Annotated in this window: 14 protein-coding genes; 10 read left to right on the top strand and 4 right to left on the bottom strand. The window is 66.9% G+C overall.

Annotation, left to right across the window (positions count from 1 at the left end):
• The first annotated feature begins 134 nt into the window (after positions 1–134).
• The 4 genes from KIK15_RS02715 (at position 135) to KIK15_RS02700 (ending at position 5,175) form a co-directional block, all read left to right on the top strand.
• Positions 135–1,544, top strand: a complete 1,410-nt coding sequence (locus tag KIK15_RS02715) for a wax ester/triacylglycerol synthase family O-acyltransferase (protein ID WP_307851707.1) — start codon at positions 135–137, stop codon at positions 1,542–1,544.
• A gap of 25 nt (positions 1,545–1,569) precedes the next feature.
• Positions 1,570–2,097, top strand: a complete 528-nt coding sequence (locus KIK15_RS02710) for a hypothetical protein (RefSeq protein ID WP_214242588.1) — start codon at positions 1,570–1,572, stop codon at positions 2,095–2,097.
• A gap of 262 nt (positions 2,098–2,359) precedes the next feature.
• Positions 2,360–3,670: a fatty acid desaturase gene (locus KIK15_RS02705; protein ID WP_214242587.1), complete on the top strand. Its 1,311-nt coding sequence runs from the start codon at positions 2,360–2,362 to the stop codon at positions 3,668–3,670.
• 233 nt (positions 3,671–3,903) lie between these two features.
• A complete protein-coding gene (locus tag KIK15_RS02700; RefSeq protein ID WP_214242586.1) occupies positions 3,904–5,175 on the top strand; it encodes a fatty acid desaturase in 1,272 nt (423 codons plus the stop codon).
• A 21-nt stretch (positions 5,176–5,196) separates the two neighbouring features.
• On the opposite strand, the gene rsgA is transcribed toward KIK15_RS02700, so the two are convergent.
• Together rsgA and aroA are read right to left on the bottom strand one after the other, a co-directional pair.
• Entirely contained in the window at positions 5,197–6,243 is a 1,047-nt protein-coding gene (rsgA, locus tag KIK15_RS02695) for a ribosome small subunit-dependent GTPase A (RefSeq protein ID WP_374222804.1), read from the bottom strand.
• Positions 6,210–7,496, bottom strand: coding sequence for a 3-phosphoshikimate 1-carboxyvinyltransferase (gene aroA / locus KIK15_RS02690; RefSeq protein ID WP_214242585.1), 1,287 nt, complete (start codon positions 7,494–7,496; stop codon positions 6,210–6,212). The genes rsgA and aroA overlap by 34 nt, the downstream gene beginning before the upstream one ends.
• An 85-nt stretch (positions 7,497–7,581) precedes the next feature.
• Here aroA and KIK15_RS02685 point away from each other — a divergent pair, with 85 nt between their 5' ends.
• On the top strand, positions 7,582–8,334 hold the full coding sequence (locus KIK15_RS02685) for a hypothetical protein (protein WP_214242584.1): 753 nt from the start codon (positions 7,582–7,584) through the stop codon (positions 8,332–8,334).
• An 87-nt stretch (positions 8,335–8,421) separates the two neighbouring features.
• Entirely contained in the window at positions 8,422–9,207 is a 786-nt protein-coding gene (locus KIK15_RS02680; protein WP_214242583.1) for an SOS response-associated peptidase, read from the top strand.
• Between the two features lie 293 nt (positions 9,208–9,500).
• On the opposite strand, the gene KIK15_RS02675 is transcribed toward KIK15_RS02680, so the two are convergent.
• The gene (locus tag KIK15_RS02675; protein WP_214242582.1) at positions 9,501–9,995 is read right to left on the bottom strand and encodes an aminoacyl-tRNA deacylase; all 495 of its coding nucleotides are present in this window, start codon (positions 9,993–9,995) and stop codon (positions 9,501–9,503) included.
• A 185-nt stretch (positions 9,996–10,180) separates the two neighbouring features.
• Between KIK15_RS02675 and KIK15_RS02670 the strand changes: the two genes are divergently transcribed.
• Both KIK15_RS02670 and rsrA read left to right on the top strand, forming a co-directional pair.
• Positions 10,181–10,969 carry a sigma-70 family RNA polymerase sigma factor gene (locus tag KIK15_RS02670; RefSeq protein ID WP_374222803.1) on the top strand — a complete coding sequence of 263 codons (789 nt, stop codon included), beginning with the start codon at positions 10,181–10,183 and terminating at the stop codon, positions 10,967–10,969.
• The gene (gene rsrA / locus KIK15_RS02665; RefSeq protein WP_214242580.1) at positions 10,966–11,280 is read left to right on the top strand and encodes a mycothiol system anti-sigma-R factor; all 315 of its coding nucleotides are present in this window, start codon (positions 10,966–10,968) and stop codon (positions 11,278–11,280) included. The genes KIK15_RS02670 and rsrA overlap by 4 nt, the downstream gene beginning before the upstream one ends.
• Positions 11,281–11,367: 87 nt before the next feature.
• On the opposite strand, the gene KIK15_RS18825 is transcribed toward rsrA, so the two are convergent.
• Positions 11,368–11,442, bottom strand: a complete 75-nt coding sequence (locus KIK15_RS18825; protein ID WP_369758845.1) for a 50S ribosomal protein bL37 — start codon at positions 11,440–11,442, stop codon at positions 11,368–11,370.
• A 209-nt stretch (positions 11,443–11,651) separates the two neighbouring features.
• Between KIK15_RS18825 and KIK15_RS02660 the strand changes: the two genes are divergently transcribed.
• Together KIK15_RS02660 and KIK15_RS02655 are read left to right on the top strand one after the other, a co-directional pair.
• The gene (locus KIK15_RS02660) at positions 11,652–11,870 is read left to right on the top strand and encodes a biotin/lipoyl-binding carrier protein (protein WP_214242579.1); all 219 of its coding nucleotides are present in this window, start codon (positions 11,652–11,654) and stop codon (positions 11,868–11,870) included.
• Positions 11,871–11,920: 50 nt separating this feature from the next.
• Positions 11,921–13,462: a sensor histidine kinase gene (locus KIK15_RS02655; RefSeq protein ID WP_214242578.1), complete on the top strand. Its 1,542-nt coding sequence runs from the start codon at positions 11,921–11,923 to the stop codon at positions 13,460–13,462.
• Positions 13,463–13,544 lie beyond the last annotated feature (82 nt).

Genomic DNA, 13,544 nt, shown 5'->3' with positions numbered 1-13,544 from the left:
GCGTCGCGGTCGCGGCAACTCCGTCGTCGTGACCGCCCATGTCAGCGCGGTCGTTGGCCTACGATCGCACTCGTGCCCGACGACATCTGCAGCACCGACCGCACCGGGGCGTCGGGACGGCGGGCTGTGCTGTGGTGAACCGGCTGTCACCAGAGGACGCTGCGTTCTACTACCGCGACGAGCAGGGATCGACCACGCACCTGGGGTCGCTGCTGATGATCGAGCCCGGCGAGCAACGCCTGAGGTACGAGCGTCTGCTGGCGAGCGTGGAGAGTCGACTCGCGCTGGTGCCGCGGTATCGGCGCCGCATCCGGGAGGTCACCCTTGGGCTGGGCCGACCGGTGTGGGTCGATGACCAGGACTTCGACATCACTTATCACGTGCGCCGATCTGCACTACCCGAACCCGGCACCGACGATCAGCTCAACGACCTCGTGGCGCGGCTGATGTCGCGCCCGCTCGACCGGCACCGGCCGCTGTGGGAGATGTATCTGGTCGAGGGGCTGGCCGGCAACCGGATGGCCCTGTTGACCAAGACCCATCGGGCACTGGTGGACGGCCGCGCAGCGCTGGAGATCAACCAGGTGATCCTCGACGACGACGCCACCGCCGAGACCATGCCCGAAGACCTGTGGTTGCCCGCCCGCGCACCCAGTGGAGCCGAGCTGGTGGTGGGCGCGCTGACCGAGGCCGTGACCCGGCCGTGGGAGCTGTTGGACACCGCACGGGCGGTGTCGGCGCCGGTCACCGCGCTCGGGTCGGTGGTGACCGGGTCCATCCGGCGCATCGGGTCGATGCTGCAGTTGGCCGACGGCGCTCCCGACAGTCCGCTCAACGGATCGACCAGCGGCAGCCGACGGTTCACGACGGCCTCGGTGCCGGCGCAGCGGTGCGCCCGGATCGCGCGCGAGTTCGACTGCGCGGTCAACGATGTCGTGCTCGCGGTGATCGCCGGAGCGTTGCGACGCTGGTTGTTGGCCCGTGACGTGGCGCTGGACTCCGACGCCACGGTGCGCGCCATGATCCCGCTGAGCGCGTTTCCCGACGACGGGCGCTTCGACGAGTTGACCAGCGACGCCGAATGGATGGCCGAGGGGCTACGTGGGTTCGTCACCGACCTGCCTGTCGGAGAACCGAATCCGACGGTGCGATTGTCGCAGGTCGCCCATCTCACCGAACGGCACGCCCATTCCACCCGTCGGGTGTCGATGGGTGCACGGTCGTGGCTGCCCGAGGTGGGGCCTGCCACCTTCCACGCGATGAGTTCACGGGCGGCCGCCACCATGTCGGGGCGTTCGTTCAATCTCCCGGTCAGCATCGCGCGCGGTCCTGGCGCGGCGCAATATCTTGCCGGACATCGCATCTCGGCGATCTACCCGGTGCCCACCCTGGTGCCCAACCGTGCCTTGGCCGTCGGGCTCACGTCCTACGACAGCGCGGTGTGCTTCGCTTTCAACGGCGACCGCGACATCATGTGGGACCTCGGTGCGATGCCGGAGTTCCTCGCGGAGTCGTTCGACGAGTTGCTCGACCGGCTGCCCTGAGAGATGTGATGAGGAGAGAGTGCACGTGAGGGTCTACCTGCCGGCCACGCTGGCGATGCTGATGCGACTCAACGACACCGGCCAGTTCGATGCGGTCGGGGGAACGGGTTTCGCGTTGACCCCCGCGCTCCGGGAGCACTACACCTCCGGCGACGACGAGGAACTCGCGGAGGCAGCGATGCGGGAGGCGGCGCGTGCCTCGCTGCGACTGCTGGCCGCCGAGCTCGAGTCCGGATCGGAGTCGGAGTCCGGATCGGAGTCGCCCGTTCTGCCGGCGCGGCGGGTGGTGGTGGCGGCCGATCTCGACGCGACCCTGCGTCCTGATCTCGACACCGCCGTGGTGCGGGTCGACCCGGCGGTGCCACTGGAGGCGATCGCGTCGGTGCACGTCGACCTGCGCGACGCCGAACCGTTCGTGAGCGCCGCGGTGGCCGTGATCGACGAGGCCGATCTCGGTGACGAGGAAGCCGAACTCGCGGTCGGTGACGTCGACGATCACGACCTCGGCTGGTACGCCACCCAGGAACTGCCGTTCCTGCTCGAACTGCTCTAGTTGCCGTTCGCATGGTTGTCGACCGTTCGCACTCCTGACGCCAGTTCGCATGGTTGGTGATCGTTCGCACGGCGCATGCACCGTGCGAACGGACCGGCACCGTGCGAACGGACCGGAACCGTGCGAACGGACCGGGATGGTGCGAGGCGATCGCGCGGGTGTCGAAACACTCACGTCGCCACGTGGTGGACAGGGCGACCTACGGGTGCGTAACCTACGGCTACGTAGGTATAGGTTGGGCAACGAGGAACGGAGGGTGCCCGTGGCGATCCACAGCATTCCCGAATATGCACATCTGACAGACGCAGACGTCGCCGAGCTCGGGCGCAAGCTCGACGAGATCCGCAGCGACATCGAGGCGTCACGCGGAGAGCGCGACGCCCGCTACATCCGCAACGCCATCCGCTTCCAGCGTGGACTCGAGTTCGCCGGTCGCAGCCTGATCACCTTCGGCTCCCGCAAGCGCGGGCTGTGGTGGCTCGGCGCATCGGCGCTCGGAGTCTCGAAGATCGTCGAGAACATGGAACTCGGCCACAACGTCATGCACGGCCAGTGGGACTGGATGAACGATCCCGAGGTGCACTCCTCCAGCTGGGAATGGGACAACACCGATCCGTCCGAGCACTGGAAGCAGACTCACAACTACATCCACCACAAGTACACCAACGTTCTCGGGATGGACGACGACGTGGGCTACGGCCTGCTGCGCGTCACCCGCGACCAGCGCTGGCACCCGTTCTACCTGGGCAACCTGGTCTACAACACGCTGCTGGCCGCCGCGTTCGAGTACGGCGTGGCCGTGCAGCACCTCGAGCTGGGCAAGGCAGTGCGCGGCAAGGTCGATCGAGACGAGTTCAAGGCCAAGTCGGCGGTGGTCCTGGAGAAGGTCGGCAAGCAGATGGTCAAGGACTACGTGCTGTCGCCTGCGGCCGCCGGTGTGGCGACCCGATCGACCGAGGGTGCGCGCGCGGCGTTCACCGCGATGATCATGGCAAACGTGATCCGCAACGTGTGGAGCAACGCGATCATCTTCTGTGGACACTTTCCCGATGGGGCCGAGAAGTTCACCCGCCAGGACGTCGACAGCGAGTCGCAGGCGCAGTGGTACCTGCGTCAGATGTTGGGCAGCGCCAACTTCCACGCGGGTTTCCCCATGGAGTTCATGAGCGGCAACCTGTGCTACCAGATCGAACATCACCTCTTCCCGGATCTGCCCAGCAACCGGCTGCGCGAGATCTCGGTGCGGGTGCGCGCACTGTGTGACGAATACGATCTGCCCTATACGACCGGTCCGTTCCTGCTCCAGTACGCCAAGGCGTGGCGCACCATCGCCAAGCTCTCGCTGCCCGACAAGTACCTGAAGGCGTCATCCGACGATGCCCCCGAGACCGCCTCCGAGCGTCGTTTCGAGACCGGCACCAGCGGGATCGCCGCGACGATCGACCCCCGAACGGGTCGCCGCCGGGGTCTGCGTACCGCCATCGCAAACGTGCGTGACCGTCGTCGGCGCGGGCTGCGGACACTGACGCCCCTCGTCGGTGGCCACCGTGAGAGGTCCAGTCAGGCGGCGTGATCGTCACCGACGCGATCGTCGGCCCGAGGCGGCCAGCGTCACCGATTGCCAACATCGCCGACACCGCGTGCGGCGATGTTGGCAATCACAGCCCAGAGTCGGGACAATGAAAAGTGTCCGCGCGACGTCCTGCGCGGTCGGTGCTCTTCCGAAGTGGTCGGGCAGCCGCAACGCCCACGAGGCACTCGCGCCACACGACTGTGCGCTGCCCGCTCGACAGGAGTCACCGGCCTATGGCCATCACTGACATCAACGCTTACGCACACCTCACCGACGACGACGTGGCTGCCTTGGGGGCCGACCTCGACGCACTGCGCCGTCGGGTCGAGACCGATCGTGGCGTGCGTGACGCCACGTACCTCCGGCGGACCATCCTGGCCCAGCGGGTGCTGGAGGCGGCGGGTCGGCTGGTGTTGTGGAACAACCGGTCGCGCTTGGAATGGGTGATGGGTACCGCTCTCCTCTCGACGGCCAAGATCATCGAGAACATGGAGCTGGGCCACAACGTGATGCACGGGCAATGGGATTGGATGAACGATCCCGAGGTGCATTCGACGTCCTGGGAGTGGGACATGGTGTGTGCGGCGCCGCACTGGAAGCACTCGCACAACTATGTCCATCACAAATACACCAACGTGGTCGGGATGGATCACGATGTGGGCTACCGCCTGTTGCGGGTCACCCGCGACGAGCCGTGGACGCCTAAACACATCGCGCAACCGGTGGCCAACCTGATCCTCGCGGCCACGTTCGAGTGGGGTATCGCCCTGCACGACCTCGAGCTCAAAGAAGTGGTCATGGGCAACAAGCCATGGTCGGTGGCCAAGCCGCAGCTCAAGGATTTCCTGGCCAAGGTGGGTAAGCAGCTGGTCAAGGACTATGCACTGTTCCCGGCGTTGTCGGGCCGCCGCGCGGCGCGGACGATGTCGGCCAATCTCGCGGCCAACGTGGCGCGCAACCTGTGGGCCTACGTGGTCATCTTCTGCGGACATTTCCCCGACGGGGCCGAGAAGTTCACGGTCGAGTCATTGCAGGACGAGACACCCGGTCAGTGGTACCTGCGACAGATGTTGGGAACGGCCAACTTCCGGGCCGGAACGGCGATGGCGTTCATGAGCGGCAACCTGTGCTACCAGATCGAACACCACCTGTTCCCGGATCTGCCCAGTAATCGGTACGCCGAGATGTCGGTGGAGATCCAGCGGCTGTGCGCCGAATACGACCTGCCCTACACGACCGGTTCGCTGGGTCGGCAGTACTGGCAGACCCTGCGCACCATCATGAAGTTGACGCTGCCGGATCGTTTTCTGACCGCCACAGCCGACGATGCCCCCGAGACCGCCTCGGAGCGTCGGTTCGCCGTGACTGCCCAGTTCGAGGGTGCAGTCGATGCGGTGGCGCAGCGGATGGAGGGGCTGCGGTCGGGTGAGTTCGGTCCGCGGGTGCGTCGTGGCCTGAAAACGGCCATCGCCGAACGCCGTTCGCGCCGGCGCGTCGCCGTCTGACCCGCGCTGCCACGACGTCGGTCACACCGAGTCGTCGGGCTGCTCCTCGGGCGCAGGGTCGCTGTGCAGCACCGCCTCCAGCAGTGCGCGGGCGGCCATCGCCCGTCGGTAGGTATGGCCCTGCAGGGAGTCCAGCGCGCACTCGGGGTCACTAGGTGGGCCCAGATGTGTACAGCCACGCGGACATTCGGCGATGGCCGCACGCAGGTCGTCGAAGGCGTCGATGATGTCGTCGGCGGCGACATGGGCCAGCCCGAACGACCGGATGCCAGGGGTGTCGACCACCCATCCGCCGCCGGGCAGCTCCAACGCCACCGACTGGGTGGATGTGTGGCGCCCCTTGCCAACTCCTGACACAGCGCCGGTGGCCCGATGTGCCTCGGGGACAAGGCGATTGACGAGGGTCGACTTGCCCACCCCGGAGTGGCCGATGAGCGCGCTGAGCTTGCCGCGCAACAACTCGACCACCGGTTCGAGCGGATCGTCGCGTCCGGCCACCACCACGGGCAGGTCGAGGTCGGCGAAGGCGGCGGCGAAGGAGTCGGGTGCGGCCAGATCGGATTTGGTCAAGCACAACACCGGGGTCAACCCGCCCACGTACGCCGCCACCAGTGCGCGTTCGACGAAACCGGTCCGAGGCGGGGGATCAGCCAATGCGGTCACGATCAGCAGTTGACTGGCGTTGGCGACCACCACCCGCTCGTAGGGGTCGGTGTCATCGGCGGTGCGCCGCAACACCGTCGACCGTTCTTCCACCTTCACGATGCGCGCCAACGTGTCGGTGGTCCCGGACAGGTCACCCACGACCGACACACGATCGCCCACCACGATCGGGGTGCGGCCCAGTTCTCGTGCCCGCATGCACACCAGCCGACGCCGGTCGGGGCCGTCGAGCACACATCCCCACCGACCACGATCGACCGAGACCACGGTCGCCGACTCGGCGTCGTCGTGGGCGGGGCGGGTCTTGGTCCGCGGACGGGTCCCCTTGCCCGGGCGCACTCGGACGTCGGATTCGTCGAGCTGTCGGCGGGTCAGCGGGTGCTCCCCGCCACCATGGCCGTCCACATGGCCGGAAAGTCGGGCAATGTCTTCGCCGTGGTGGCGATGTCATCGATCTTCACACCGTCCACCCGCAACCCGATCAGCGCGCCCGCGGTGGCCATCCGATGATCGGCGTACGCGCGCCACGTTCCCCCGTGCAGCGGGGCTGGGGTGATGTGCAGACCGTCGGCGGTCTCGGTGCACTGCCCGCCGAGCCGGTTGATCTCGGTGCTCAAGGCCGCAAGCCGGTCGGTCTCGTGCCCGCGCAGGTGAGCCACGCCCGAGAGCGTCGAGGGGCCCTCGGCCAGTGCGCACAGGGCGGCGATGGTCGGGGTCAACTCGCCGACATCGGAGAGATCTGCGATCAGGCCGGGTAGTGATGACCCGCCCGACACGGTCAGGGTCGAGCCGGATCGCTGTGCGGTGCAACCCATCTGCAGGAGGATGTCGACGATCTGTGCACCTGGTTGGGTGGTCCGCTCCGGCCAGCGGGGGATGCAGACCTGGCCACCGGTGGCGGCCGCGGCCGCCAGGAACGCTGCGGCGTTGGACAGGTCTGGTTCGATCTCCCAGTCCACCGCAGCAACGGGTCCTGGTGTGACAGACCAGGTCTCGGGCGTGGCGTCGTCGACCACCACGCCTGCGGTGCGCAGCATGTCAACGGTCATCTCGATGTGTGGAAGCGAGGGGACCGGTGTGCCGCCGTTGTGCACGGTGACGCCGTGGTCGAACCGTGCCGCCGAGAGCAGCAGGCCGGAGACGAACTGCGACGACGACGAGGCATCGATGGTGACGCTGCCGCCTGCAACGGCGCCTCGTCCGGTGATGGTGAACGGCAATGTGTCGCCATCGATCTCGACGCCGAGGTGGCGCAACGCATCCACCATGACGCGGATCGGTCGCGCCCGCATCTGTTCGTCGCCGTCGACGGTGACCGCGCCGGGGCTCAGCGCGGCCAGCGGTGGTACGAAGCGCATCACGGTGCCGGCCAGCCCGCAGTCGACCGATACCGATCCCAGATCTGGGGTGTCGGCCGCGCGGGGGATCACGGTGATCGTGGTCGGATCGGCGGCATCGATGTGCACCGTTGCGCCGAGCGCGGACAGGGCGTCGAGCATGAGGTCGGTGTCGCGGCTGCGCAGTACCCCGCGGCAGTGCGAGGGGCCCTGCGCCAACGCCGCGAGGATCAGCGCGCGGTTGGTGATCGACTTCGACCCCGGCATCGCCACCGTCGCCGCCACCGGCGTCGTCAGACGGGGAGCGGGCCACGGGATCATGAGCTCGATTCTGTCACGAGCGGACAGAGACTCTCGCTGAGGGAGATATTCGCAAAACGGACAAAACGCCCCTTATGATCCCGCCATGATCACTTCACCCATCTCGTCACGACCCACCAACCGCATCGGGCGCGCCGCGACCGCTGCCATCGCGGTCGGGGCCGCACTGACGTTCGTATTGTCCGGATGTTCTGACTCCGACAACTCCTCGTCGGATGCCGCCTCCGACCCGGCGTCTCCGGCGACAGAGGCAGCGCCCGACGTCGCCGCCACCGAGCTGGCGTTGGCCGAATCGGACTTTCCGACCGGCGGCAAGTTCAGCGTCGACGACAAGGCGGCCATCGACAAGGACAACGCCGCCGACGACAAACCCGTCATCACCCCCGCCGCCTGCGAGAAGGTGGGCAACCAAGACGAAGGTGACTTCGACAAGGCAAAGGCCAAGTGGGAGGGCGAGGCCGTGCAGTACGCGGTCACCGTGGAGTTGGGCATCGATGACTCCTTCGACAAGGTGCGCAACGATGTGGCGTCCTGCCCGGAGATGACCTTCACCCCCAAGCCCGGCGACTCCAACGGTGTGACCGCCACCCTCAAGAACCGGGTGGCCGAGGTGAGCGGGGCCAACAAACCCGCGCTGGCCGTGATCAGCGAGGGTACGGCGAAGCTGGGCACCGAGACCGCCGCGATGCAGTTGCTGACCATCGGTAGCTACGTCAACGGCAGCACTGTGTCGGTGAGTGTGACCAAGATCGGCGGGACGATCTCCGACGAGGAGAACGCCCAGTCGGTGGAGCTGCTGAACAAGCAGATCGCCAAGGTCATCAACGCCGACTCCTGATCCATGCCCGACTCGCCGTCGTCCCGCGTCCACGTGGGCGGCGGCGAGTTCGCGTCCAGCGTCGGTGGGTGATGCGACGATGAGCACATGTGCGGACGCTATGCGGTGACAACCGACCCGGCCCTGCTGGCCGCAGAGCTCGACGCAGTCGACGAGGTGACCGTGCTCGACGACACGGCGCCACCTGATTCGTCCAGTCGCACACCCGGACCGAACTACAACGTTGCTCCCACGACCACGGTCATGACCGTGGTGCGCCGGCACGGACGCGACACCCCCGACGACGACCCGACGATGCGGGTTCGGGCCATGCGGTGGGGTCTGGTGCCGCCATGGACCAAGGAGCTGGCCAGGGCGCCGCTGTTGTTCAACGCTCGTGCCGAGAGCGCCGCAGAGAAGTCGTCGTTCAAGTCGTCGCTGAAGTCACGGCGCTGCCTGGTACCGATGGACGGTTGGTACGAGTGGCGCAAGGACGTTGGCATCGACGGCAAGCCGTTGAAGCGACCGTTCTTCATGTCACCGACCGACGGGACGCGGCTGTTCATGGCCGGGCTGTGGGCGGTGTGGCACGACCGGTCCGCAGCTGATCACGACCAGCCGCTGCTCAGCTGCACCATCCTGACCACCGATTCCGTCGGTGCCCTCACCGACATCCACGACCGGATGCCGCTGATCATGCCGACCGAGCGCTGGGAGGAATGGCTGGACCCCGATGCGCCGGCACCAGCTGAGCTGTTGGCTCCGCCGACCCCGGATCTGGTGTCAGCCATCGCGATCCGCGAAGTGGCGCCCCTGGTCAATCGCGTGTCCAACAACGGCCCCGAGTTGCTGGCCCCGGTCGACCCCGAACCAGAACAGGGCACGCTGCTATAGGCACCTATCCGCCGCAGCGAGTCGACACGATCCCGTTTCAGCCGCCAGCCCTCTGCCGACGATTGCTGCGCAGAGGGCGGCGGCTGCGGCGGCGCTTCGTCCCTCGGGCCGTCTTTGGGTCCTCCCCACCGTGGGGTCGTTTCTCTTCGGGCGGTGATGTTCGGCCGAGTGAGCGACATCTCCACCGCGTGTCACTGACGTCACAAACCCACCCTGCCGATGTGATGAACGCCCAGTCGACGCGGGTTTCTGCCCAGTCGAGGCGAATGTCGGCCCAGTCGACGCCGTGGGCCTTACGCGGTGATCGAGGCGGCGACGGCCGCGGTGAGCCTGATCAGATCGCCCGGGGCGAGTTCGATCTCCAATCCGCGTCGACCGCCGGAGCAGAACACCGTCGGCCAGTCGAGCGCCGAGGAGTCGATCAACGTGGGCCAGGTGGTCTTCTGTCCGAGCGGGGACACCCCGCCCAGGACGTACCCGGTGCTCCGGGTGACTGCCGCCGGATCAGCCATCTGAGCTCGCGAGGCATGAAGGGCCGCGGCCGCTGCTTTCACCGACAGGCGCTGGTCCACCGGTAGCACCGCGACGGCGAACTCGGCGCGAACCCCTGGCCGAGGGTCGACCGCGATGACCAGGGTCTTGAGCACGCGTGTAGGCGCGATCGACAGTCGCTCGACCAACACCTCGACGGCTTCGTCGCCGAAGTCTGATCCAGTGCTGCGGTAGCGATGCTCGGTGAACTCGACTCCCGCCTTCTGCAGGGCGCGAATCGCAGCTGTTGCGGCCATGTCTGCTCAGTTTTCCGATCGGTGTGGCGCCAACGGAACAATCATCGGATAGCGAGTGTTGGGATGAGATGACATCATTTCGTGTCGTGGCGCTGTGATCGTTTACGGGGTCGTGACCGGATCGAGATCTCGGGCGTGCCCACATCGCGCCCGAGACAACGCGACACTGCGAAGGAGCGATACCGATGACGGTGCACACGCTGGAACGAAACGGGACACGTCCCGATTCCCCGGCTGCGCCCGCACCGACTCTGTTCACACCCGCCGGGTCAGTAGGCTTGACCGATGCCGATTCGCCGATCCCGGCGTCTCGTGCTCGACAGGGAGGAGCCGCGGTGACCGATACGCAGCCCACAGACGCCGACCACGGCGACGAGGTGCAGGAAACGCCAGAACAGCGCGGTGAACGGTTCGAGCGCGACGCGTTGCCGCTGCTCGACCAGATGTACGGGGCGGCCTTGCGGATGACGCGCAACCCCGCCGATGCCGAAGATTTGGTGCAGGAGACCTACGTCAAGGCGTTCTCGGCATTCCACTCGTTCAAGGCCGGAACCAACCTGAAGGCCTGGATGTATCGCATCCTCACCAACACCTACATCAACGGCTACCGCAAGCGGCAACGTCAGCCCGCGCAGTACCCGACCGATGAGATCACCGACTGGCAGCTGGCGGCGACCGCCGAACACACCTCGACCGGACTGCGGTCGGCGGAGATCGAGGCGCTCGATGCGCTGCCCGACGACGAGATCAAAGACGCGCTGCAACAACTACCCGAGGACTTCCGCATGGCCGTGTACTACGCGGACGTCGAAGGCCTGCCCTACAAGGAGATCGCCGAGATCATGGACACGCCCATAGGGACCGTGATGTCGCGTCTGCACCGTGGCCGCAAGCAACTGCGGGAGCTCCTTGCCGACGTGGCCGCTGACCGCGGCTTCAACCGTTCATCGCGAGCTCAGGAGGCAACTCGATGACCGACCAGATCCTGCCACCGCGCATCGAGCAGACCGCCGAGGAAGCCGCCGAGTTCGAGCAGCTCGACTGTTCTGCGGTCATCGCCGACGTCTGGCTGTTGCTCGACGACGAATGTGAACCGCACGCACGAGAGCGGTTGCAGGAACACCTCGACAACTGCTCGTCATGTCTGTCGCACTACGGGATCGAGGCCAAGCTCAAGAGCCTCATCAGCCGAAAATGCGGTGGCGACACCGCACCGGCGGGATTCAAGGAGCGCCTCACCCTGGAGATCCGTCAGACCGTGATCGAGCACGTGCGCGAGGCCTGACACCACAGCCGAGTGATGACGAAGGGCCGGATTCCCAACGGGAATCCGGCCCTTCGATCATGTTGCGTACGAGCGTCGTTCGGCTCGTCAGGCGTTGGGGCGCTTGCCGTGGTTGGCGGCATTCTTCTTACGAGCGCGCTTTTTGCGTCCACGCTTTCCCATGGTTCCTCCTCTGACTGTCGTGCGCGATCGGTGCGCACATACCGCCATACTCCCACGCCACCTGCCTGGCACCCAATCCGTGTTCAGCCCAGCGGTGCATCGTCGACGCCTCGACGCTCTGGGATAGGTTGATCGGCGAGAGAGGGACACCGCGATCGGTGATCGCGTCGGCCCCCCAGATGGTCCATCCACAACGCGGAGGTCGGCACATGGCGGAGAACATCGTGGCGGAGATCGTGGCGAGCGTGCTCGAGGTGCGTGTCACCCCCGGCCAACGCGTCGACGTGGGCGACACCATCGTGCTGCTGGAATCGATGAAGATGGAGATCCCGGTACTCGCTGAGGAGCCCGGCACCATCGCTGAGGTGCAGGTGTCGGTGGGCGACGTGATCCAAGCCGGCCACGTCATCGCCACCCTCGACGACTGACCTCAGGTGTATCCCTCGGCAGGACCGGCGCGCTCGATCCCAGGGTGCAGATGTCCACGCTGACCGACCTGCTGGCCGAACACACCTCGCTGTCGGGGGCCGACGCGGCGCATCTGCAACGAGTGGTCGCCGAATGGCAACTGTTGTCCGACCTGTCCTTCGCCGACCTGCTGATGTACGTGCGCACCGACGCCGATCGGTTGATCTGTGTGGCGCAGTGTCGCCCCAACACCGCCTCCACGGTTTTTCCGGCCGACCAGGTGGGGGAGCTGCTCGTCGAACCGGCGGAGTCCACCGACCCCGCCGAGCGCTCCGGCCGTCCCGTGGGGTCTGGGCGCGATGGCGGCGCGGTGCCCGGATCGAATCCACAGGTCCGCCGCGCGTTCGGTAGCGGGCGCATCCTCCGCGAGGAAGACCCGACCTGGCTTGGGCCCACCGCGGTTCGGCGCGAGGCGATCCCGGTGCGGTTCGGCGGGGTGGTGGTGGCCACGATGAGCCGGATCGCCAACCTTGCGCAGCTACGCATGCCGTCCCCGCTGGAGTTGGCGTATCAGGACTGCGCCAACGACCTGTTCCAGATGATGTCCGACGGCGCGTTCCCCCAACACGAAGGCAACCCGCGCAGCCTGTCCACGCCCCGCGCCGGTGACGGCTTCATCCGCATCGACGACACCGGGACCGTCGTGTTCGCCAGCCCCAACGCACTCTCGGCGGTGCACCGGATGGGTTGGACGGCCGACCTCACCGGCAACGAACTCAACGCGGTGCTGACCGAACTGGTGACCGACCGTTTCGTCGCCGAGGACGCCAAACGGATGATCTCCGACGCGGTGGCCGGCCGGTCGGGGATGCGGATCGAAGCCGACGCGCGGCGGGCCAGCGTGCTGATCCGCGCGGTGCCGCTCATCCCGCGTGGACAACGCACCGGTGCAGCGGTGTTGGTGCGCGACGTGACCGAGCTCAAACGTCGCGACCGTGCGTTGATCAGCAAGGACGCCACCATCCGCGAAATCCACCACCGCGTGAAGAACAACCTGCAGAGTGTGTCGGCGCTGCTGCGGCTACAGGCGCGCCGCACCGACAACCCCGAAGCGCGCAGCGCGTTGACCGAGGCGGTGCGACGCGTGGCTGCCATCGCGCTGGTGCACGAATTGTTGTCGGGAAGTGTCGACGAAGAGGTCGACCTCGACGTCGTGGTCGACCAGCTGGTGCCGGTGATGGCCGACGTCGCCCCCGGGGACAGCAACGCCGTGGTCCGCCGAGCCGGTCAGCTGGGAGTGCTGCCATCGGAGTTGGCGATGCCGATGGTGATGGTGCTGACCGAGCTGATCCAGAACGCGGTGGAACACGGCTTCGCCTCGGGCAGTGCCGGGGAAGTGGTGGTGCACGCCGACCGCAACACTCGTCGGCTGGTGATCACCGTCTCCGACAACGGGGTGGGTCTGCCGGCGGGATTCGACCTACGAGCATCGGAACGATTGGGTCTACAGATCGTGCACACCCTGGTCACCATCGAACTCTCGGGGACTTTGGAGCTGGCGCCCGGCGCCGATGGCGGCACCGACGCGGTGCTAACCGTCCCGCTGCGGTGATCCGGCCGCCGAGACCCCAGATACGACGAAACCCGGCGGTACGCCGCCGGGTTTCGTCAGGTGTTCGAGACGTCGGGTGACG

This window comes from Williamsia sp. CHRR-6 (assembly GCF_018474015.1).
Classification (GTDB): Bacteria; Actinomycetota; Actinomycetes; order Mycobacteriales; family Mycobacteriaceae; genus Williamsia_A.
This window is presented reverse-complemented; position numbering and strand designations above follow the sequence as displayed.